At 69.6% G+C, this 21,569-nt stretch carries 16 protein-coding genes and 5 pseudogenes; 8 read left to right on the forward strand and 13 right to left on the reverse strand.

Translation table 11 applies throughout. The features are described from left to right. Window positions 1-26: 26 nt before the first annotated feature. Window positions 27-932 carry a helix-turn-helix domain-containing protein gene (locus ACFWVP_RS18455; RefSeq protein WP_384497837.1) on the reverse strand — a complete coding sequence of 302 codons (906 nt, stop codon included), beginning with the start codon at window positions 930-932 and terminating at the stop codon, window positions 27-29. A 187-nt stretch (window positions 933-1,119) separates the two neighbouring features. Here ACFWVP_RS18455 and ACFWVP_RS18460 point away from each other — a divergent pair, with 187 nt between their 5' ends. After that, the gene (locus ACFWVP_RS18460) at window positions 1,120-1,647 is read left to right on the forward strand and encodes an SRPBCC family protein (RefSeq protein ID WP_384497839.1); all 528 of its coding nucleotides are present in this window, start codon (window positions 1,120-1,122) and stop codon (window positions 1,645-1,647) included. A 151-nt stretch (window positions 1,648-1,798) separates the two neighbouring features. Here ACFWVP_RS18460 and ACFWVP_RS18465 read toward each other — a convergent pair. The 3 genes and pseudogenes from ACFWVP_RS18465 to ACFWVP_RS18475 form a co-directional block, all read right to left on the reverse strand. Beyond that, a pseudogene (locus tag ACFWVP_RS18465) lies at window positions 1,799-2,008 on the reverse strand (alkyl sulfatase C-terminal domain-containing protein); the annotation flags it as partial. Window positions 2,009-2,087: 79 nt separating this feature from the next. Beyond that, window positions 2,088-2,303, reverse strand: a pseudogene (locus ACFWVP_RS18470) (MBL fold metallo-hydrolase); the annotation flags it as partial. Between the two features lie 411 nt (window positions 2,304-2,714). Further along, the gene (locus tag ACFWVP_RS18475; protein WP_384497840.1) at window positions 2,715-3,047 is read right to left on the reverse strand and encodes a type II toxin-antitoxin system PemK/MazF family toxin; all 333 of its coding nucleotides are present in this window, start codon (window positions 3,045-3,047) and stop codon (window positions 2,715-2,717) included. 171 nt (window positions 3,048-3,218) lie between these two features. On the opposite strand from ACFWVP_RS18475, the pseudogene ACFWVP_RS18480 reads away from it, so the two are divergent. After that, window positions 3,219-3,578, forward strand: a pseudogene (locus tag ACFWVP_RS18480) (IS701 family transposase); the annotation flags it as partial. Window positions 3,579-3,992: 414 nt separating this feature from the next. Here the strand turns inward: ACFWVP_RS18480 and ACFWVP_RS18485 are convergent. From ACFWVP_RS18485 to ACFWVP_RS18500, 4 genes and pseudogenes are all read right to left on the reverse strand, one after another. Further along, window positions 3,993-4,834, reverse strand: a pseudogene (locus ACFWVP_RS18485) (IS5 family transposase). Window positions 4,835-5,245: 411 nt separating this feature from the next. Next, window positions 5,246-5,695: a peptidoglycan-binding protein gene (locus ACFWVP_RS18490; protein ID WP_384497841.1), complete on the reverse strand. Its 450-nt coding sequence runs from the start codon at window positions 5,693-5,695 to the stop codon at window positions 5,246-5,248. A gap of 262 nt (window positions 5,696-5,957) precedes the next feature. Beyond that, complete coding sequence (locus ACFWVP_RS18495; protein ID WP_384497843.1) at window positions 5,958-6,707, reverse strand: transposase family protein; 750 nt, start codon at window positions 6,705-6,707, stop codon at window positions 5,958-5,960. Between the two features lie 82 nt (window positions 6,708-6,789). Beyond that, entirely contained in the window at window positions 6,790-7,080 is a 291-nt protein-coding gene (locus ACFWVP_RS18500; RefSeq protein WP_384497845.1) for a hypothetical protein, read from the reverse strand. 190 nt (window positions 7,081-7,270) lie between these two features. On the opposite strand from ACFWVP_RS18500, the pseudogene ACFWVP_RS18505 reads away from it, so the two are divergent. Then, a pseudogene (locus ACFWVP_RS18505) lies at window positions 7,271-7,739 on the forward strand (hypothetical protein); the annotation flags it as partial. Between the two features lie 895 nt (window positions 7,740-8,634). On the opposite strand, the gene ACFWVP_RS18510 reads toward ACFWVP_RS18505, so the two are convergent. Together ACFWVP_RS18510 and ACFWVP_RS18515 are read right to left on the reverse strand one after the other, a co-directional pair. Beyond that, window positions 8,635-9,525, reverse strand: coding sequence for a DUF1963 domain-containing protein (locus ACFWVP_RS18510; protein WP_384497847.1), 891 nt, complete (start codon window positions 9,523-9,525; stop codon window positions 8,635-8,637). Window positions 9,526-10,371: 846 nt separating this feature from the next. Then, window positions 10,372-11,121, reverse strand: coding sequence for an SDR family NAD(P)-dependent oxidoreductase (locus ACFWVP_RS18515; protein ID WP_384497848.1), 750 nt, complete (start codon window positions 11,119-11,121; stop codon window positions 10,372-10,374). A 92-nt stretch (window positions 11,122-11,213) separates the two neighbouring features. Here ACFWVP_RS18515 and ACFWVP_RS18520 point away from each other — a divergent pair, with 92 nt between their 5' ends. The 3 genes from ACFWVP_RS18520 (at window position 11,214) to ACFWVP_RS18530 (ending at window position 15,253) form a co-directional block, all read left to right on the forward strand. Continuing rightward, complete coding sequence (locus ACFWVP_RS18520) at window positions 11,214-11,822, forward strand: TetR/AcrR family transcriptional regulator (RefSeq protein ID WP_384497849.1); 609 nt, start codon at window positions 11,214-11,216, stop codon at window positions 11,820-11,822. A 1,106-nt stretch (window positions 11,823-12,928) separates the two neighbouring features. Then, a complete protein-coding gene (locus ACFWVP_RS18525; protein ID WP_384497851.1) occupies window positions 12,929-14,500 on the forward strand; it encodes a polysaccharide lyase family 1 protein in 1,572 nt (523 codons plus the stop codon). Between the two features lie 339 nt (window positions 14,501-14,839). After that, window positions 14,840-15,253: a hypothetical protein gene (locus ACFWVP_RS18530; RefSeq protein ID WP_384497853.1), complete on the forward strand. Its 414-nt coding sequence runs from the start codon at window positions 14,840-14,842 to the stop codon at window positions 15,251-15,253. 158 nt (window positions 15,254-15,411) lie between these two features. Here the strand turns inward: ACFWVP_RS18530 and ACFWVP_RS18535 are convergent, their stop codons facing one another. Next, entirely contained in the window at window positions 15,412-15,984 is a 573-nt protein-coding gene (locus ACFWVP_RS18535; RefSeq protein ID WP_384497854.1) for an MSMEG_1061 family FMN-dependent PPOX-type flavoprotein, read from the reverse strand. Between the two features lie 320 nt (window positions 15,985-16,304). Between ACFWVP_RS18535 and ACFWVP_RS18540 the strand changes: the two genes are divergently transcribed. Next, complete coding sequence (locus ACFWVP_RS18540; RefSeq protein WP_384497856.1) at window positions 16,305-17,366, forward strand: ATP-binding protein; 1,062 nt, start codon at window positions 16,305-16,307, stop codon at window positions 17,364-17,366. After that, the gene (locus ACFWVP_RS18545; RefSeq protein WP_384497858.1) at window positions 17,363-19,192 is read left to right on the forward strand and encodes a hypothetical protein; all 1,830 of its coding nucleotides are present in this window, start codon (window positions 17,363-17,365) and stop codon (window positions 19,190-19,192) included. Before ACFWVP_RS18540 ends, ACFWVP_RS18545 begins: the two co-directional genes overlap by 4 nt. 100 nt (window positions 19,193-19,292) lie before the next feature. Here the strand turns inward: ACFWVP_RS18545 and ACFWVP_RS18550 are convergent, their stop codons facing one another. Then, entirely contained in the window at window positions 19,293-20,108 is an 816-nt protein-coding gene (locus ACFWVP_RS18550) for an SAM-dependent methyltransferase (protein WP_384497860.1), read from the reverse strand. 227 nt (window positions 20,109-20,335) lie between these two features. Next, window positions 20,336-21,460, reverse strand: a complete 1,125-nt coding sequence (locus tag ACFWVP_RS18555; protein ID WP_384497862.1) for a hypothetical protein — start codon at window positions 21,458-21,460, stop codon at window positions 20,336-20,338. Window positions 21,461-21,569 lie beyond the last annotated feature (109 nt).

Here is a 21,569-nt window from a genome sequence, read left to right on the forward strand (position 1 = left end):
GGGTGTTGGTGGTCGAGGGGTTCGGTTCAGACGGTGTCGGTGCTCGCGTCGGCGTCCGCGCGCGGGGAGACCGCTTCCCGTGACGCGGTGCCGTGGGCGAGCAGCTTCAGAGCCGTCTCGGAAGGGGAGCCGGGAGCGGCTGTGGCGACCACCAGGGCCGCACCGCTTCCTTGCGGGCTCTGCAGCGTCTGCTGAGTGACGGTCAGGGTCCCGACCGTGGGGTGGTGCATCTCGTAATCGGCGACATCGCAGGCCCGGACCCGGTGATCCGCCCACATGGTGGCGAACTCCGGGCTGCGCATGACCAGTTCGCCGACAAGCCCTGCCAGCAGAGGGTCCTGCGGGTACCGGCCGACGGTCAGGCGCAGGTTGCCGACCACGGCCTTGGCCTTGGCGGGCCAATCGGTATATAGGTCGCGGGTGTGCGCGTCGAGGAACACCAACTTGGCCATGTTCGGCCGACAGCCCGGTTCGGCGGGGCTGCTCGGGTCGAGATGGCCGGCGAACAGCGCGTGACCCTGCGCGTTCCAGGCCAGAACGTCGCTACGGCTGCCCATGACGATGGCGGGGGTGCCTCCCAGAGCTGCAAGCAACGCGCCGGTAGCCGGAGTGATGTGCTCGGGGCGGGGACGGGGTGCGGCCTTGCCCCGCTTCCCCGCACGGGCGAGTTCGTGCAGATGCGCCCGCTCGGACTCATCCAGGCGCAGGGCGGACGCGATGGCATCGAGTACCTCGCGGGAGGCGTTGCGCGACTGGCCCTGCTCCAGCCGGGCGTAGTACGGCGCGCTGATGCCCGCGAGCATCGCCAGCTCCTCCCTCCGCAGCCCCGGCACCCGGCGCCGCTCGCCGTAGGTCTGCAGCCCGATGTCGTCGGGATGCAGCAGGCTCCGGCGTGCGTGGAGGAAGTCGGCGAGCTGCCCGTGCTTGTTCATGCGAACGAGTATGCGCGGCACCTCTGAGCCGCGCCTCACCCTGCTGGGGTGCGGATCAGCAGGGTCTGGCTGCCCCCACGCACCGTCCCCCAGCATGAGCCCGCGAGACGCTCGTCCGTCGACGGGCCAGGGCGATCGCGGCCCACACCCGGCCCTCCCGGGCCGCCTGACAACTTACGGAGCAGCCATGAGCGTCACCACGTCCGACAGTGTCGTCTCCGGCCCGCGGAATTCGCCGGCCGGTCTCGATCTGGCGCCCTTCGCCTTCGCCAGGCGGTGCTGGGTCCCCTTGCCGCCGGACTCCGTCTACCGCCTGATCAGCGACGTCTCACTGATAGGGACGTGGAGCCCGAGCGCCGGCGCGGTGCACTACGAGCCGGGGGACGGCCCCTGGGTCGGCGCACGGTTCAGTGGCGGCAACCGCCGGGACGGGCGCGAATGGATCACCCGGTCCGAGGTGGTGCGAGCCGATCCGGGTTCCGCGTTCGCCTTCGTCGTCGGCGGAGCCGAGCACGGCATCGTGCGCCGGGACTGGCGCTTCCATGAGCGGGGCACCGGCAGCATCGTCGAGCAGACCTGGCGACTACTGCGTACCGACCCGGTTCTGGGCGACACCATCGAGGAACTCCTCGCCCTGCGGGACCACATGGCAAAGAGCGCGGAGTCCACCCTGGTCGCACTCGCGGAGTGGATCGCGGGCGACGCCACTCGGTAGCAGGGCTGGCTTCTGCCATCCGCACACCCGCCGGCGGCCCCTGGCTCCGGCGGTCGGGGCGGCAGCCGGAGCGTGCGGGGCGTCGTGGTCGAGGCGTGACGACGGGGAAATCGGGGTCGGGGGTGTCGAGCAGGCCGCCGAGGGTCGCGAAGACCTCCGGGTTGCCTTGAACCCGCACGTCGTCCAGGCCGTTGCCCGCCAGGACTGCGAGCAATTGCGGCTTGGTCAGGGTCAAGGTCAGATCGGCGGCCTGGTTCGGCTCGCTCGTCTCCGCGGCGGTACCGGTGCTGCGGTAGGTGAGGGCCCTGTTGATGAGTTGAAGGTGCCAGGTGCGGCTTTCGTCGGTGACGTTCCACGTCATGGTGAGCTTCTCGTCCCACGCGCGCGTGCCGTCGATGCGGATGGCGAGCGAACCCGGCCGGGGCGATCACCGGAACAGGGGTGTGACCGTGCGGCAGAACGCCGCGGGAGCCGCCGAAGTGATCGCCGTGCGAGTGGGTGTAGATCAGCCCGGTGACCGGGCGGTTCCCGCGGTGCTCGCGGTACAGGGCGAGTGCGGCGGCTGCGGTCTCGGAGGAGATCAGCGGGTCGATGACGATGACACGGTGTCGCCCTCGACCAGCGTCATGTTGGTACGCATCCCCGTCCCAGATCACCCGGCCGTCGTACGTACGGATGACCGCGGACAGAGGGCGGCGACGAAGCCTCGGTCGGCGTCCTCGAAGTCGGACCTGTCGGCGTAATCGAGATCACTCATGGACAACGAATAGCCTAATAAAAAACTATATGCACTTGAATGCATCGCGCGCCTCGCGACATCATCCCTGGAGCCCGCGGCACTCTCCGTGCGGGGGCCAAGCTCGCCGCGGCCTTCGGTGTACCGGTCGCAGCGTGGTCCCACTCCTGTCCGGCCAGGGGTGCTGATGCGTTGTTCGAATTGGCCGATGCTGCGTGCGGATGGGCCGGTCCGGCCGCTGATGGAAATGTCCAACTTTTCGGTGGTCAACTAGAGCCGTTAGTACTCCAGCCGTGGATCGTGATCTCGATGGTGGATATGGCCTATCCGCCTACCCGAGTTCACCGAGACGGAGTGCGTCCTCAATCTCGCTGAGCTTCGCGGAGGACAGGACGCCCGCCCGCTCGATCAGGTCGTCCTGGGACACGGTGGTCAGCCACGTGCAGGGGGTGGAGCCCGGGCGCGGGAGCGCGAACCGCAGCACGCCTTCGAAGGGCAGTCCTTCCATGGCACCTACCTGCACTTCGACGCCCAGACCGCTGATGTCGACGCCCGCAGGAGTGACGACCTGCATCGCCCGGATCCTGGCCGCGTCGTCTGCCGCCAGCAGTACGACCAGCCGCCGCTCGTCGAACTCCACCCACCAGACTTCGCCACGTTGCACATGTCCTCCTGACTCAGGACGGCAGGCGGAACTGCGCGACCCTGACGCGTTGTGGAGACGGGTGCGACAACCGTTGGTCATCGTGCGTTGTGTGGACTGACGAAGAGACGGTGGCCGCAGGTCACAGCATAGAACCCACCCGTTGGCGGGACGCGTCCGAGGGGAAACCACTTCGCCACCAAGCCGGAGCTGGTCACTCGTATGGTCGCCCGGTTCCTGGATGCCGGTCACCAGGCCGCCTGGGTTGCCGGCGACGAGGTCTACGGCGGCAACCCGAAGCTGCGGGCCGCATGGGAGGAACGCGGCACCGGCTACGTCCTCGCGGTGGCCTGCTCGCACGAAGTCACCACCGGTGCGAAGAAGTTCCGTACGGACATCTTGGCCAAGAGGTGCCCAAGCGGGCCTGGCAGAAGCTCTCCGCAGGGGCAGGGGCCGGGGGCCAAGGGCCACCGCTTCTACAACTGGGCAGTCATCGACCTCCCCGACCCCCGCCCCGGGAGTCGTCAGCTACTGCTCCGCCGTTACCGCAGTTATGAACGGCTTCGCGTACTGGCGGGACGGACAGTGCGCCGAGCGGTTCGAGCCGGGCGCCCTCAGCACCAGACCGCACCCACCGCGCCCTGGTGGAACGCGGTTCAAGAGCGGCTCGACGCATCGGGCGAGGAATACCCCGGCCTGGCACCGGTACTGGAAGCGACGGCGCATCACATCGGAACCGTACTTGACACGGAAACCCTCGACGGCCCGCTGCTCACCTTTAGGCTCCAGGACAGCGACCGGACCCCTGGCCCCCCCCCGCCCCTACACCCCAGCCTTCAGACGGCTGGCGGGGCGTTCGTGTCCCCGCCCGGCCGGAGCCACCCCGGACACCCGCCATAGGGCAAGCCGTCAGCAACCCCCAGTACCCGGGCTGTCAGAGACGAGGGCTAGGCCGTTTCGTTTGGATCATCTGGCAGACCAGAGAAAGATGCCCGCGACGTGCAGTCCGGCCAGTAAATTGCCGTTGTCTTCTCGTATCGGGTGGCGATTCCGCGCCACTGTTTCAAGCGGTTGATGCAGCGTTCGACGGTGTTGCGCTGCTTGTATGCCTCACGGTCGAAGGCAGGTGGCCTGCCACCTCGGCTGCCCCGCCGCAGGCGGTGGCCGCGTTGATCGGCCGGAACGGGGATAACCGTCCGGATGCCGCGCCGCCGGAGGTGTTCACGGATGGCCCGCGAGGGATACGCCTTCTCGGCCAGGACGGCCTCTGGCCGAGCCCGGGGCCTTCCACGCCCTCGGGGGATACGCCGGCGGGCCATCACGCCGGTGAGGGCGGGCGCGTCACCGGCCTGTCCAGCAGTGAGGTGGAAGGCCGGTGGCCGGCAGCTGCCGTCGGCCACGAGATGGATCTTCGTGGTCAGCCCGCCGCGGGGACCGGCCGATGGGGTGGTCGTCCGGCTCACCGGCCGGAGCCCCTTTTTCGCGGGTTCCAGCCGCAGGCTTGTGGGCTCGCACGATCGTGGAGTCCACCGAGACAACCCACTTCAGTTCCTCGTCGGCGTCCGCCTGCGCCAGAAGCGCAGTGAACACCCGCTCCCAGATGCCATCGGCGGACCACATACGCAGCCGGTTGTAGGGACACCCCGCCAGTTGCCGTACTTCTCCGGCAGCTGCACCCGCTGTGCCCCGGTCCGAAACTTCCAGACGATGGCGTCGATCACCTCTCGGTGGTCCCGCCACCGGCCACCCCGCTTCGGCACCCGGTCCGGAAGCAACGGCTCGATCCGCGCCCACTGAGCAGTTTCCATCCTGAAATCGCACGTCGTGGGCATGGTGTGGGCGGTAGTTGATGGGCTAAGGCAGGGCAGGTCGACGGTGAGATCGTTAGCACGTGATCGTCTGTCACGGGCGAGGTCGGACGTTCTGGGGGAGGTCCCGGCGGCTGGCAGCTTAGGTTCCGCGGCATGACGGATGCGCCGACGTGGACGGTGCAGCAGCGGCTTGAGCTGAAGGAACGTGCCGAGCTGTTGCGAAAGGGGCTGGCCGGTATGGAGGCGCGGCCGACTTGCCTCGGACTACGACAGCGGGGTCGCGCCGCTGCCCGGCAAGGAAGTCGCGCGGCCGTGGTGCGGCGCCGACAAGCGGCATCGCTGCTCCGGCCGGAGGCCCGGCCGAAGCGGCGAGGGACGGCCAGTGCCGTGAGGCGCTGAATCGCGTTGTCAGAGGCGGGCGCAGCCCAGCGTGGAACTGTAGTGCCTCATGCTGTCACGGGTGTCCGGGCCGTAGATGCCGTCCTGGAAGAGCCCGTACTTCCCCTGGAGGGCCTCAACGGCGAGGAACGTCTGCGGGCCGTAGTAACCATCCGGGACGCCAAGGTAGGCGTAGCCCTCGCATTTTGTCAGGCTTCGCTGCAGCGCCTTCACGGCCGGGTTCTCCGTGGTCTGGTTGAGTACCAGCTTGCAGGTCAGGGTCTTGGAGCTGCCATAGGCGGGAACCGTGACGGAGTGACCCGAGGTGATGGAGACAGCCTTGGTGGTGTTGCAGGTCGGGTATACAGCGGCCGCGCTCGCGGAGGGGGAGACGGCGACACCGCAGGCGAGTACGGCTGCCAGGGCGCCCAGGGCAGCAAGGGCGCGAGGCTTGTTGCGGGACGTGCGAAAAGACATCATGCTCCTAATAGGAGGTATCGGGCAGGCATGAGAATCTTGATCAGAAATCATGATGCTTGCTCTCCCTTGACATGTCTATGCCTCGTCCGTGCACGCTGCGCCTGACACCCGCGTACAAGGCGACCAAGGCCGCCGTGCACATGCTCAGATGGGACTCACCGAGATCGTTTCATCCTGATTTCGCAGGTCACGGGGCTGGTGTGGGTCTGCGATGACGCACTCGTGCCGGTCGTGAGCGTGATTGTTGCTGGGGGATCGTCGGTCACCTGTGGACTTCGGTGTTCGCGAGGACGAGGACGGCCCGCAGGAGGGTGGTCGCGTGGCGGGTGCTCATGCGGACCTTGGTGAGGATGCGCCAGGTCTTGAGGTTGGCGAAGCCGTGTTCGACGGCGGCGCGTTCGCGGTTGAGCAGACGGTTCGCTTCCTTTTCCGCAGCGGTGAGCCGGTGGTTCCGGGTGGCTTTGCGGCCGGTGATGATCACCGGGTCGTCGTCGGGCCGGTCGTCCAAGCCGACGAAGCCGAGGTCGGCCTCGCGGAGTGGGCGGTGATCTTGTCGTGGCGGGCGCCTGTGATCTCGCTGGACCGGCCGGGCCGAGGAGATCCAGATCAGGTTGCCCTTGACGTCGGTCAGCGCGAGGAACAGCAGGCCGTGGGCCTGGTGTTTCCCGCTGTAGTCCCTGCGGTTCTCCCTGCCGGTGCGGCGGTGGGTGCGGATCAGGGTGCCGTCCAGGAGGACGGCCGCGCCGCCCCCTTTGGTGATCTTCTTCAGGGCGCGGTCCAGGCGCGGGGCCCGCGCGGCGAGCAACGTGATCACTTCCTGGACCCAGCGGCGGACGGTGGATGCGGAGACCTGGTTGCCGCCGGCCATGTCCGCGAGCCGATGGTCATGGCGGAGGACTGCGAGCACGATGACGGCCTGGGTGCCGGCGGGGGCCTTGCGCCAGCGTGTGCCCAGCCGGTTGCGCTCGCGGCGTATCAGATCACCGACGAGGTCGAGGGTCCGCTTCGACACCGGAAGCCGAACCTGGGGATTCCTCACGCGTCAGTCAACGGCGCACCGGGACCAACGAGCAGACGATCCGGAGGAAGCGACCCTATGCGCAGGCGTTGCCATCGGTCTCGCCGGTAGCTGACCACCAGGACATCACTCGGGCCGCCATCGCTTCCGGCTCTGACAGCAGAGGGGTGAGACCGAAGTGATCCACCAACTCGTGCCGCAGGAACTCACCGATCTCCGCCTGGTCGGCACCACTGCGGAGCCGCTGGAGTAGAGGAACGAGCATGCAGTCGTACTCGTCCCGCACCTCGTCGGCGATGCCGATCGGATCCCACTCGTTGAGCAGATGCCTCAGGCCCTTCTCGGTGACATCAGTTCCAGGTCGCATCGCTCCAGAGTGCCAGCCGGAACCGCCCGCCTCACGCACCCCTACCTTGATCCAAACGAAACCGCCTAGCCTCGGGCTTTCACGAGGTGGGTTGTCCGACGCTTGATCAAATAGGCGGAGAGTGCTCCTGAACTGCAACGATGGGACTTGTCCAGGGTCCAGTCAGCCGCAGGATAGAAGCGCTCTCCAGGTGAGTAGGCGTATCGGGCTGTACCCGCGCGTCCGTGTCAAGGGCAGTGGCAGCGGGACGGTCTTGCAGGCCGGTGCGGTGCTGTTGGTCGAGACGGTCCGCAAGTTGGGTCAGGACACCGCGATATCGACGGCGTTGGCGCCGTGGCGCAAGCCGCGGGCGGTGCATGATCCGGGCAAGATCCTGCGGCAACGCAGGCTCCAACACCGCGAGCGATCACATCGAAACAGCGCGACTCGCACTGGCCCAACTCCCCGAACACCCACGACGGGGCCGTCGGACACTGATCCGCACCGACTCCGCCGGTGGCACCCACGCCTTCCTCAACTGGTCCTCCAAACCGGGCCGGTGGCTGTCGTACTCCGTCGGAATGACCATCACCGAAGCCATCCACCAGGCCGTGCCGAAGATCCCGAAGAAGGCAGACACCGGCCTAGACTCCGATGGCACCGAACGGCCCGGTGGCTTCGAGTACGGCTGTTCTCTGCCGCCGCCCAGCTGGCCACCACCGGCCGCCGCCGCTGGCTCCGCTTCACCGCCCGATGGCCCTGGACAGATGTGATCACCCCGCGCGATCCAACGGCTCGCAGCCCTACAGAACCCCGGCTGACCAGCAACTCCGACCGCCCCGACGAACCGGCGACATCCCGGAACCGTGGAACCCGGCGCCCACCCGACGCGACAGCCGGGCCGCCAACCTGCCCCAGCCCATGAAATTCCGCACCTCACAAGCACAGAGTCCCCGTCAGCGAACCGACGAGGACTCATGAACGATCGGGGCTAACCTCACGTTTCGTGAAGCGGGCTGCCCGGCGGGTGGTCAGGTAAGCGAATGGCGCCTCTGAACAGCGATGACAAGGAGTGTCGAGGTCCCTGCTCCTGCTGCCGTCGGAGGCACTTCCCAGGTGATCCGGTTGATGCTGCAGTGGGGCTTCCGTAGGAGCCGCCAGCATCTGAGGGTGGTCATGGCGCACTCGCCGAGGCTGCGCATCTTGGCGTGATCGCGGTTGCAGCGCCGACGCCATCCGCGCAGCCCCTTGCCCCGGAACGGGACGCGGACACCAGGACCTACCCTGATGCGCCCTGCCCGCCCAGCACTTGATGCCGCCGGCGCAGAGAGCGGCGGGAATGCCGTGGGTCCGTGCCGCGGTCAGATCGTGCACGGCCCCGGGTAGCGCGTCGTCAACTACCGGTCCGGTCGGAATCGACTCGGTGTGTCGAGGCAGCCCGGAGCGACGCCTGCCCCACCGTTCCCGTCCGCGACAACAAGAACCAACCCGCCGACCCGGTCGTGGACATCGGTGTGGACGCCCGGACAGCCTTCGCCAGTCCCCTCCCAGTAGGAGAGGTGCGTCGAACCTGGGTTACGGGGCCTCGAAATTGGTCACGGCTAGTGCCTTGTCCACCCGGGCCGAGGCCAAGTCGTCGTGGCGGATCACGAAACTCGTGGAGTACTCCTCGTAGGCCCGGGCTTCACTGGCGAGCGATATCCATTCGCTCGCCATCCGGTGCTTTTCCTTCTCCAGGCGGGAGGGCCATTTCGCGATCGGAATGGCTGGGATCTCGCCTGCCTTCTCGCGTCCCGCGAGGGTCTGCTCCGCAATGCTGTTGATCACCGCATCATCGACATACCCGCCGATGACAAGGCCGGCGCCTGACGGCCAGAGGTCGTGGGCCAGAGCCCGAAGTTCGTCCAAGTGCGGCAGGTCACGCTCCATATACCGGACCAACTGCTGCTGGAAGGGCGACATGTCCTCCCAATCGAGATCCTCCCAGAACTCGTGCCAGTCCTCGTCCTCGTCGCCCTCCTGGAGCCAGAGGGGCAGTTCGGCCCCGAGCTCGGCGCTGACGTCGAGCTCCTCGCGGACACAATTGGAGCTAGGGGCTTCCGCGACCGCGGTTTCGGTGCCGGCCGGTACATACACGACTCGCGCGTACCTCCCGGAACTGTCCTCATGGTCCATCTCCTGGTTCACGAAGAAGAGCAGCGTCCCGTCCGCCGGCAGGTCGAAGCCGTCGACTCCCGGCAGCGCCCCGCAATCGACCGAAAGGAGCAACGGCAACGGAATGTCCCCGGCGAGCGGCCACTTCATACCCACCGGCAGCCGGGGCGACCCGCCGAACTGCCCGACCGGAGAGCCACCACCCACGGACAACCCGATCGATAAACGAAGGTGCTGGCTGAATCTGCTGATCTCGTCGTCCGGGATGCCCAACCCAAGCGCCGCCCGACGAAACTCTCCCTGATGATCCATGCCCGAGAAGATAACTTCTTCTCAAACCGGTTCTTTCCTTGGGGTGTTGGTGGGTATGGGCTGTGCGTGGTGGAGCGGTCGGTCACCTTGGATCGTCCCAGCGGATCCGCCTCCAGGCAGGGTCGGGCGCCGTTCACCCGTGCCGATCTTCCGCCGGCTCTGCCGAAAGCGTATCGAATCCATCACCGCCCCAATCGTCACCGGGAGTGCGGTCGGAAATGGCTCATTGGGTGGCCCGCCGAGGGTGAGGCGTCCGTTGAACGCCTTCCTCCGGCGACGAGAGAACGTCGTGGCGGCGAGGAGGCCGACATCGACCTCCTCTACTGGTCCGACGCCCCCGTCTACGCCCCCGCCTTGATCCGCGGGCCGGCTTCCCGGCACAGGTGCCACAGGAGGCGATGTCCCTCGATCCGCTCGATGCGCACACCAGGGCAGATCGCCGACGGGACCCGGGCGTCGGCACGGAGACGGACAAAGGGCGTCTGGCCTGCGAGTTCGAGTGCTATGGGGGAAGCGCGCCGTGGGTGTTACGGGCGATGTCGTGCCGCCGGAAGGACGCTCGCGATGCTGGTGACGCGCGCGCGACGCGCCGCGCATCAGTCGCGGCACGCGGGGCCGCTTCGGTACGGTCCGGAGCACCGCGTCGGCCGTCACCGACGCCGTCAACCTCGTCGGCGCGAAGGACCGTCGGGGAAGTCCCGGTCGGTCATGGCCACCTGTCGAGGACCGGGGTCGGCAGAGCCGCCTCGCAGCGGCCGGCCGACCTGCCGTACCTCGGCAGGGCACGGGACCAGGCCGCGCTCGGGGCGCCCTCGCCGGCGAACGCGCGACAGGTGTCGTCCCGGGTCAGATCTGCTTCTCGCCACCGTCGACGTAGAGGTTGGCTCCGAGGAAGAAGCTGCTCTGCTCGGAGGCGAGGAAAGCCACCACGTCGGCGACCTCGTCCGTGCGCCCGATCCGGCCGAGGGGGACTATGTCGGTGAACTGCGACTTGGTGACGGGTGTGTCGGACGTGTCGACCAGGGCGTCGAGTCCAGGAGTGTCGATGGTGCCGGGAGAGATCGCGTTGACCCGGATGTTGCGGTCCTTGAGCTCGTTGGCCCAGGTCCTGGCAAAGGAGCGGACCGCCGCCTTGGAGGCCGCGTAGGTACCGAACGCCGCGACGCCGTCATCGGCGCGCACCGAGGAGTTGAGGATCACCGACGCGCCGTCGTTGAGCAGCGGCAGCGCCTTCTGAACGGTGAACAGCGTCCCCCGGACATTGACGCCGAAGGCCTGGTCGAAGTGCTCCTCGGAGACCTCCTCCAGTGTCGCGAACGACGCGGTGGCCGCGTTCGCGAAGACCACGTCCAGGCCCTGGCCCCGGTCGCGGACGGCGTCGTACAGGCGGTCCAGGTCGGCCAGGTCGGAGATGTCACCCGTCACCGCGGTGGCCGCCGCCGGGCCGATGGTCTCCACGGCTTTGTCCAGTTCGGTCTTGCGCCTGCCCGTGATGAACACGTGTGCACCCTCGGCCGCCAGACGTACGGCGCTGGCCAGACCGATCCCCGTGCTGCCGCCGGTGATGACGGCGGTCTTGCCTTCGAGCTGTCCCATGCCAACAACCTCCAGAAGTTCGGTACCGATCGGTACTGAATAGACGCTAGCACATCTGCACCGACCGGTACGGAAAGAGGTATGGTTATCCCATGGAGATGACGCGAAAAGCGCCGATCGGCCGGCCGAGGGGTTTCGATGCCGATGAGGCCCTTGAGCGCGCCATGCGGGTCTTCTGGGAGCAGGGCTACGAAGGCGCCAGCCTCACCGACCTGACCAGCGCCATGGGAATCACGCGCACCAGCATGTACGCGGCCTTCGGGAACAAGGACGACCTGTTCCGCAAGGCGTTGGAGCGCTACGCCGAAGGGCCCGCGTCCTACGGGGCCCAGGCCGTGCGGGAGGCCACCGCCCGGCAGGTGGCCACCGTGTTCCTGGGCGGCTCCGTCCGGGCCACGACCCACCCCGATTCCCCCGCCGGGTGCCTCGGCGTCCAAGGCTCCCTCGCCGCCGGCGACCCCGGGGGCAATGCCCGCGACGTTCTCGTCGCCTGGCGCAACGAGCACACCGCTCACCTTCGCGACAGGTTCCGGCAAGCCGTCGACGAAGGCGACCTGCCCCCCGGCACCGATCCCGGACTGCTCGCCCGCTACCTCATGACCGTCGCGAACGGCATCGCCGTCCAGGCCGCCAGCGGTGCCACCCGCGACGACCTGCAGCTGGTGGCCGACCTGGCCATGCGGAGCTGGCCGTTCACCTGACGGCCTGGGGAGGGCGGTCCCGTACACGCCGTGCCTGTCGATTCGACGACCGGGTCCGGACCGCCCCCGACCCGCAGGGCCTTGCGCAACCGGTGGATGTACACCGGCACGCCGCGTTCGCGGCCGGCGGCTCCATTTCCCATACACCGTCGAGCAGTTCCCGCTGACTGAAGGGCCGCCCCGCGACCGGCGCCGGGGCCGGCAGGACGGCTTGCCGGCGCAGATGCCCCAGGTTCAGGGGCCGAGCTTCACCAGGATCCGGGCGAGGTGTCCGGCCATGGTGTCCTCCGGTACGGCGAGAGCTGCGGCGATCTCGTGGTGGTGACGGTCGTCGGCATCGCTGCTCCCCGGGTTCCGGACGGGTCGGTCCGGCGGGCGTCGAAAAGGTAGTGGGGCATCTTCGGCGGGGCATCCGGAACGATCCGGAGTGACACGTGCCCGTCGCGGGCCTGCTCGACCGCCTGCCTCCGGGCCGCCGCCCTCCCCCGACAGGCTCGGCCCCGGTCGGCACGGCACCGCCCAGGACGGAATCGCGGAGGCGCTGCGCGAGACGGCGAAGGGCGCGGGAAGCGTGGGCAGTACGGGGCCCTTCAAGAGGCGTTCGCGCGCCAGGGAAGTGATGAACGGCCCGATTTCGTCCGTACACGCGGTGAACTCGACGTCTCCGTCGCGGACTTCGCTGCCCGGAGCCGTGCGGTCCCGAGGGGGACACGCCACCGCCCGCTCGACACCTCACCCTCCGCGGTCGACGGGGACGACGCCCGCGCCCGCCGACTGAAGCGCGCATTCCGCATACGGCAAGAGCCTTGTCAGGCCGACAGCGGCAGCTCTATTGTCGCGGACAGAAAGCGCTTTCCCCGTTCTGCTGCTTCGCTCCGGTGGGTGTGGCCTCCATGGCGTCCACCGTGGCTTCCGCATGGGCCGCTACCGGCTCCGGCGGGTCGTCCGTGTTGGCCGAGGCGTCGTGATCCGGCGGTCCGGCCGACGGGGTGGGAGCGCGACCACGGCCGTCGCGTCCGGAAGCCGCGAAGGTCCGCCGTCCTGGAATGACATGCGCATGCCATCTATCTGTTCTCGTAATTCTCAACTAATAGGGAGAAATGAGCATGAAGAGACCAGTCGCGCTGCGACTCTACGCGGCCCTGGCCACGACGGCCCTGGCGGTCGCGACCGGTGCGGTCGTGTCGATGCCCTCGGCCTCGGCGGCGGTGACCGGTAGCGCCACCGGCTACGCCACCCAGAACGGTGGGACCACCGGCGGTGCGGGCGGGCAGACGGTGCGGGCCACCACGGGGACCGCGATCCACGCGGCCCTGTGCGGCCGGGCCAGCAGCAGCACCCCGATCACCATCGAGGTCGAGGGGACGATCAACCACGGGAACACCACCAAGGTGTCGGGCGCCAGCTGCAACACCGCCGCGGGCGTGATCGAGCTCAAGCAGATCAGCAACGTGACGATCGTCGGTGTCGGCAGCGGAGCCGTGTTCGACCAACTGGGCATCCACATCCGCCAGTCCAGCAACATCATCATCCAGAACGTGACCGTCCGGAACGTCAAGAAGTCCGGCTCGCCCACGTCCAACGGCGGTGACGCGATCGGCATGGAGAGCGACGTCCGCAACGTCTGGGTCGACCACACCACCCTCGAAGCGTCGGGCGGGGAGTCGGAAGGCTTCGACGGCCTCTTCGACATGAAGGACAACACCCAGTACGTGACGCTGTCCTACAGCACCCTGCGCAACTCAGGGCGCGGCGGCCTCGTCGGGTCCAGCGAGACCGAGCTCTCGAACGGCTTCATCACGTACCACCACAACCTGTACGAGAACATCGACTCCCGCGCACCCCTGCTGCGCGGCGGCATCGCGCACATCTACAACAACTACTACGTGAAGCTCAACGAGTCCGGGATCAACTCCCGGGCGGGCGCCCGCGCCAAGGTGGACAACAACTACTTCAAGGACTCCAAGGACGTCCTGGGCACCTTCTACACCGACGCGGCCGGCTACTGGCAGGTCAGCGGCAACACGTTCGACAACGTGACCTGGTCCAGCCGCAGCAGCGAGAACAACCCCGCCGGGCCCAACCCGCAGTCCAACACCACGGTCAACATCCCGTACGCCTTCAGCCTCGACGCCGCCAGTTGTGTGCCGGCCGTCGTCGCCGAGACGGCGGGTGCCAACAAGGGTCTGAAGGTGTCGAACGGCAGCTGCTCGCCGCAGACGCCGACCCCCACGCCCACCACGCCGACCCCGGACCCCACCACGCCCACCCCGGACCCGACCACCCCCACCCCTGACCCGACCCAGCCCGCCGGGACCAACCTCAGCATCGGCGCCGGCGCCGACGGCTCAAGCAAGGCCAGTGGGACGAGCTTCGGCAATGTGCGGGACGGCAACCTGAACACCTACTGGTCCCCGGCCGGTTCGACCGGTTCCGTCTCGGTCAAGTGGTCCTCGGCCACCGCCGTGTCCAGCGTCAACATCCGTGAGGCAGCGGGCTCCGCGGGCAGCATCGGGTCCTGGCGGGTCGTCAACGGCGACACCGGCGCCGTCCTGACCTCCGGCAGCGGTGCGGGCGTCATCGCCGTACCCCGGACCTCGCTGAGCAAGATCACCTTCGAGATCACCGGCTCGACCGGCACCCCGAAGATCGCCGAGTTCGAGACGTACGCCGGCTAGCGGGAGCGGCCCCGGCATCCGTCCGGGACCGGCCACCGTACGAATCACCCGGATCCGGAGCAGGGCGCGCGGCGGCCACGCCGCGACCCGCACCTGCTCCTGATGCCCGGCACGGGGGCCGTCGCACGCGACGGCCCCCGACTCCGACTCCGCACCGCCGACGCCCCGCGCGGAGCGCGTCCCGCCCTACCCGGCCGGGCCCACAGGGCAGGCCCCGCGCGGTCGGCCCCGAAGACGTCGCTTCCCACGGCGTCGAGACGACGCCGAGAGCTTCCGCACAACAGTTCAGACTGAAGCGGCGCACGTGTCCGTGACCGAGTGGCGGAGAGGGCTTCGACCATGACCGATTTCATCCGTACGGGGAGGCTGTTCCGGGTCGTCGGATTCGATCCGTCCCACCGGCAGCTCTACCTGCAGAGCGAGGCGACGTTGATCGACCGAACCACGACGCACATCGAGATCCACATCGGGCACGTGGAGCTGATGCTCCTCCAGCCCTGTTACCGCAACGGGGTCCACATCCGGCGCGCCGCTCCCGGCGAGTTCTCCGTGCTGAAGGAGCGGCACGGGCTGGAGCCGTCCGCCGCCGAGTACACCTGGATGCTGGACCCTGACGGAGACAGCTTCGTCGTCGGGAGCATCCCGGACTGGCGCGAGGCGGAGTACGCGCTGATGACCGACCGGGAGTCGCTGTTCGACGGGTCCAGGCCCTGGCCGCCGGACTTCCCGGTGGAGACGGGCCACGTCGGCTGACCCGTCCTTCCGTACGCACGGACACGACCAGGTGGATCCGGAGCCCCGGACGGGCGCGCGGACACGGCAGCCGTCCGGGACCCACCGTTGATCCGGGTCCGCCCTGAACGGCTCACCGGGCGGACGCGCCAAAGGAAACGACGTCCGAGCAGCCGGCTCTACGCGGGCCCCGGAGCCGTGGACCACGTCTCCGGCCGCCAGATCGCGGAGCGCTGGAGTGACTGCGGGCAGTGCTTGAAGACCTCGTCTATCTCGATCAGGATCGCGAGGTCCGGGCGCCGGCCCCGCACCGCCATCAGACCGAAGAACGGCGCGTCCGTCAGGACGCGTGCCCGGCCGTTGAGCCGGAGGACCTCCTTGCCCCCGGGGACGAGATGGAGGAGGCCGACGTGCGGGTTCTCCAGGATGTTCCGCAGGCTGTCACCCCTGCGGTTCCCCTGGCGCTCGGGCAGGGCGACCGTCGCCCCGTCCACGACATGGACGAATCCGGGGACGTCGCCGCGCGGCGACGCGTCGCAGTTCCCGGCCGAGTCCGAGGTGGACAGGACGCAGAACGGGGATTCGGCCAGCACCGCCAGGTCCTCGGCGTCGAGCCGCTGCCTGACCTTCTCGATCACGATCGGATGCGGAGTGCCGAGCAGTTCACGGAGTTCCGCGCCCGATCCGAGTCCGACGTGACCCTCGCGGCTGAGGGGAGCCGCGGTGAGGACGGGCGAGGGGCCGTGCGACATGCGAACTCCGGGGACGGGGCGCGAAGGGCCCGGTCCGGGGCCGAACGCCCGGATCGGGTCGGACGGGGTCCGGCTTCTGCCCAGGCCCATGGCTGAACATCTGATATCAGGGTCACCTTAATTGAAGCCCCGGCAGCATGATCAGGGGGTTCCGCGAGGGTGACGTACGCGCACCGCCGCCCGGTCCGCGGGCGCCCATGGGGCGGCGCGCACTCCGGCGGCCGCCGGAGGCGGACGGCCCCGATATTCGGCTGCGGCGGTCCGAGGGGCCTCCCATACTGGGCGGGCCCGATCTCCCACGTCCGAAGGAACGCCCCCGCGTGCAGGCTGCCGTCACCGTCACTCCCGCCCAGATCCCCGACCTGCTGCTCGGACTCGCCACCGTGCGGCCCGTGTTCCTCTGGGGTGCGCCCGGCATCGGCAAGTCGTCGCTCGTACGCGGCTTCGCCGAGTCGCTGGGACTGGAGTGCGTCAGTCTCCTCGGTACGCAGCTCGCACCGGAGGACCTCATCGGCGTGCCGCAGATCCGGGACGGGCGTTCCGTGTTCTGCCCGCCCGAGAGCATCGCGCGCGACGAGCCGTACTGCCTCTTCCTCGACGAACTGAACGCCGCGTCCCCCGACGTCCAGAAGGCCTTCTACTCGCTGATCCTGGACCGGCGGATCGGATCGTACGAGCTGCCCGCCGGCTCGATCGTCATCGGGGCCGGCAACCGCGCCACGGACAACGCGCTGGCCAGGCCCATCGCTTCCGCCCTGGTCAACCGGCTCACCCATGTCCATCTGCGGGCCTCGGCCGCGGACTGGCTGGTGTGGGCGGGGGAGAACGGCATCCATCCCTGGGTGACCGACTACGTCACCGACCGCCCCGACCACCTGTGGTCGCAGCCGCCCAAGACCGAGGAGCCCTTCTCCACGCCCCGCTCCTGGCACATGCTGTCCGACGCCCTGCACTCCTTCGGCCCGGGCATCGGCGAGGAGACGCTGAAGGTGATCGTGCACGGCACGCTGACACCCGCGCACGCCGTCTCCTTCTGCGGATACGCGAAGATCGTGCGCCACTCCTTCGGCATCGAGGCGATCCTCAAGGGCGACGCCTCCTGGCCGGCCCGGATCGAGGACCGTGACCTCCTCTACTACCTGGCCGAGGCGTTCCGCGGACGACTCGTGAAGGAACTCCCACGGCAGAAGGAACACGTCTCCGAGTCGATGCGGCAGACCTCCTACCGGGCCAAGTCGCTGCTCGTGCGGCTCGCGGAGATCTCGGTCGAGGTCGCGCAGACCGTCATCGCGGACGACGCGGACGGCCGGCCCGTGCTGCCCGCCTGGTTCCTCGTCGAGGCGGCACGCGACATGCCCCGGCTGGTCGAGGCCCGGCGATGAACGCGACGGCCGGAAAGGGCGGGAAGGGCGGGAAGAACAAGGGTGACAAACCCGACCCGGCCGCCGAGGCCTTCGCGGCGGGGCTCGTGCTCCTCAACCGGAACCCGGCCTTCGGCGCGGTCGCGTTCTCCGTCTGCCGGCAGCCGAAGTGCGCCCTGACCCCGGCCGGGGGACTGGCGGCCGTCACCTCGGGCGGCGCCGTCCACGTACACCCCACGAAGCGTGCGGAGCCGGCCGAATGGGCCTGGGTCCTCGCCCACTGCGCGCTGCATCTGGGCTTCGGCCATGTGCCCGCCTCCGAGGACGATCCGCGCGTACAGCCCGACAGGTACGACCTCGCCGCCCGCTGCACCGTCGTCAACCGCTTCCTCCTCACCTTCCCGATGGGCCGTCCCCCCGACCACCTGCCCGCGTCCTACCCGGCCGGTGACGAGGAACAGCTCGCAGCCCGCTGGCGACGCGACGGCATCCCCGCCGCCTACGAGCGGTGCGGCACCGCGGGCGGGCACCCCGACCAGGTGCTCACGACCTGGAACGCGTGGAACACCACCGTCCCCGACTGGGAGACCGCCTTCGCCCGCGCGCTGACCCGCAGCGTCTCCACCACCATGGACGCGGCGGGCGGCCGCCTCGACCGGGAGACCGGGGAGCGTACCCCGCAGCAGCCCTGGGACCGCGCGCTGAACTGGTTCGTGTCCTCGTACCCGCTGCTCGGCGGCCTCGCCGCGGGACTCTCCGTCGTGGCCGACGCCGAACTCGCCCGCGCGCAGGGCATCGAGATCGCCGCGGTGAGCTCGGCAGCCGGTGAGATCTACGTCAACCCGCTGCGCGCACTCACCGACGGGGAATGGCGGTTCGTGCTCGCCCACGAGATGCTGCACGCCGCCCTGCGCCACGGCGAACGCCGAGGTGGCCGCGACCCGTTCCTCTTCAACGTCGCGGCCGACTACGTCGTCAACGACTGGCTCGTGCAGATGCGCGTCGGCGACATGCCCGAGGGCCTGCTGTACGACCCGGAGCTGCGCGGCCTGTCCGCGGAGGAGGTGTACGACCGGATCGTGGGCGACCTGCGCCGCCGGCGACGGCTCGCGACCCTGCGGGGCAGAGGCGCCGGTGACATCCTCGGCGAGCCGCTGCCGCACGCCGGCGCCCGCCCGTACGCCGACCTGGACGAATTCTACCGGCGGGGCCTCGTCCAGGGATTCGACCTGCACCGCTACGGCGAGCGCGGACTGCTGCCCGCAGGGCTGGTCGAGGAGATCCGGGCACTGGCCCACCCGCCCGTGCCGTGGGACGCGCGCCTCGCCCGCTGGTTCGACGAGTACGTCCCCCGGCCGGAGCCCGTACGCTCCTACGCCCGCCCCGCCCGGCGGCAGGCGTCGACCCCGGACATCCCGCGCGCGGGCCGGTACTTCCCGCCCGAGGAGACGGCCCGCTGCACCTTCGGTGTCGTGCTCGACACCTCAGGCTCGATGAGCGGCGCCCTGCTCGGCAAGGCCCTCGGCGCCATCGCCTCGTACGCCGAGGCACGCGACGTACCGGCGGCACGGGTGGTGTTCTGCGACGCGGCGGCGTACGACGCGGGGTACCTGCCGCCTGCCGAGATCGCGGGCCGGGTGCGGGTGCGCGGCCGGGGCGGGACCGAACTCCAACCGGGCATCGACCTGCTGCGGCGGGCCGACGACTTCCCGGCGGCGGCTCCCGTGCTCGTCATCACCGACGGCTGGTGCGACACGCTGCGGATCCGCCGCGAGCACGCCTTCCTGATTCCGCAGGGCGCCTCGCTGCCGTTCACGCCACGCGGCCCGGTGTTCCGGCTCAGCTGAGGGCCGTACGTCCTGGGAACCTCGCGCGCGTGGGTCCCGGCACCGGCGTCCCGCGCGCGCGTCCCGGGCATCCGCCCGGGACCGCCGCGGACCCGGCAGGTTACGGCTTGCGTCCCACCGCCACGTAGCCCGCGCTGACGATGTCCTCCTGGCCGGGGATCGGGTCGCCGAGCTCGGGGTGCCAGGCCTCGGCCGCCACGATGCCGGGCTCGACCACCTCCAGCCCCTCGAAGAACGCGGCGAACTGGGCGCGGTCGCGCGGCGCCAGTGTCAGCGTGTTCTTCCTGTACATCTCGTCCACCTTGCGGGCCTCCTCCGGGTGGAAGTCGGCGGTGAGGTGGGAGATGACCACGTGACTGCCCGGCGCGAGGACTCCGGTCAGCCGGTCCACCAGCTCGTACGCGCCGTCCTCGTCGCTCAGGAAGTGCAGCAGCGAGATCAGGGAGAGGGCCACCGGCTCGGTGAAGTCCAGGGTCCTGCTCGCGTGTTCGAGGATGGCGTCCACGTCGCGGGCGTCGGCCTGCACGTAGTCGATGGCACCTTCCGGGGTGCCGCTCAGCAGCGCCTCCGCGTGGGCCAGCACGATCGGGTCGTTGTCGCAGTAGACGACCCGGGCGGTGGGTTCGGCCCGCTGGGCCACCTGGTGGAGGTTGGGTTCGGTGGGTATCCCCGTACCGATGTCGAGGAACTGCCGGATGCCCTGGCCGGCCAGCCAGCGGGTGGCGCGGTGCATGAACGCGCGGTTCACCTTCGCCATCACCGGGACACCCGGCTCCACGGCGAGCATCTGGCGGCCCATCGCCTCGTCCACCGGGTAGTTGTCCTTGCCGCCGAGGAACCAGTCGTACATCCGCGCGGGATGGGGCTTGCTGGTGTCGATGTGCAGCGCGGCGGCGTCGTTGCCCGGTCGGGACATGGCGAACTCCAGATGCGTGAAGAAAGAGTGGATGAGCGGCGCACTGCAAGAATAAGCAACTCGGGTGCGATAAAAGCGGGGTTGGCCCTCGCGGCCGTCCGGAGCGTTCACGGAGACTGGCACGGACGCCGTGCGAGGACCGGCCGGCGGGCCGAAACCGTGACCCGACCGGTGGGCCTCGACCGGGTACCTGCGGACAGGTGCCGCCACCCGTGACGGGGCAGGGCTCAGGCAGGTGGCTCTGTGGGCGCGAGTCCCGGCGGGGCCTCCGCCGCGGGGTCGGGCTCCGGCCCGGCCGCAGGTGGCGGCAGGGCGGCGCGGGCGCGGACCATGTCCGCCCGTGCGTACGTGAGGTAGCCGATCGCCTTGATGATGCCGGCCACCCCCAGGGCCGTGGCCGACAGCAGTCCGCTGACCGCCGCGATGAGCTGCACGGTCTCCGACGGTTCGAAGCCCGGCGGATCGGGCTGCCCGAGCAGTGACCGCCCGGCGAGGAAGGCGACGCCGTACCCGATCAGGGACGCCCCGAGGAGCAGGACGATCTGCCGGCGCTCCGCCGTGCGTTCCCGGGCGTCCAGGTCCTGGAAGCGCGCGGAGCTCCTCGTGGGCGGTGCCCCCGCGCCCCGGAGCGCCAGGAGGGCCGTCGTCACCGACGTCCCGCCGATGACCGCGAGCACCGGCCACAGGGAGGCGGGCCCCGCACCGTCCACCACGACGACCGAGGCCAGGGCGAGGACGCAGGCCGTGAGCAGCACCGTGAGACGTCGGGCGGCACGGCTGGACACCGGCGCCGGTCCGGGGAAGGGGAGCTCCGGAGTGGGGCGGACCTCGCCGTCCCGGATTCCGCCGAGGACCCGGACGCCGCCGCCGGCCTGTCCGCCGCTGAGCAGGACGAGCAGGTCGAAGTGGTGGCCGGGGGCGAGTGGGACACGGGGGAGGCACAGGGTGCCGCCCTCGTACCGCAGTCCGGCCGCCGGGGTGATGTGCTCCGTCAGACTCTCGGCGCCGGGCGACGGGACGACGGACACACCCCGGACGAAGCGGTCGGTGAACTCGGCGGCCAGCCCGTGCAGGTCCCGGCCCGTGTAGTCGCCCCGCGCGATGCTCCGGTGGCCTTCGTTGGCGATCCGGAGGTGCACGAGCGTCTGGTCCCCGGAGACATGGGAGGGGGCGAAGAGGTGGCCGATGCCCGTCGGCCCCGATGCGGCCACGGCGCTGTCCAGTCCGACGCGGTATCCGAGCCGGCGGTGGCGTCGTGCCCGGTGCTCGTGCAGCGGTGCCCACAGGGCTGCGGCCACCGCGAGGAGGGCCACCGCGAGGACGGCGCCCCGCCCGAACCACGTGTCCGTCATGGAACTGAGCCTCCCCGGCAACTCGGCTTCCCGGACACCCTGTTCCCAGGGATCACCGGCTTTTCGCCCCGCCCGTGCCGCTCACGACGAATGGTCGGTGGACGCTGCC

The organism is Streptomyces sp. NPDC058637, from assembly GCF_042717325.1.
Classification (GTDB): domain Bacteria; phylum Actinomycetota; class Actinomycetes; order Streptomycetales; family Streptomycetaceae; genus Streptomyces.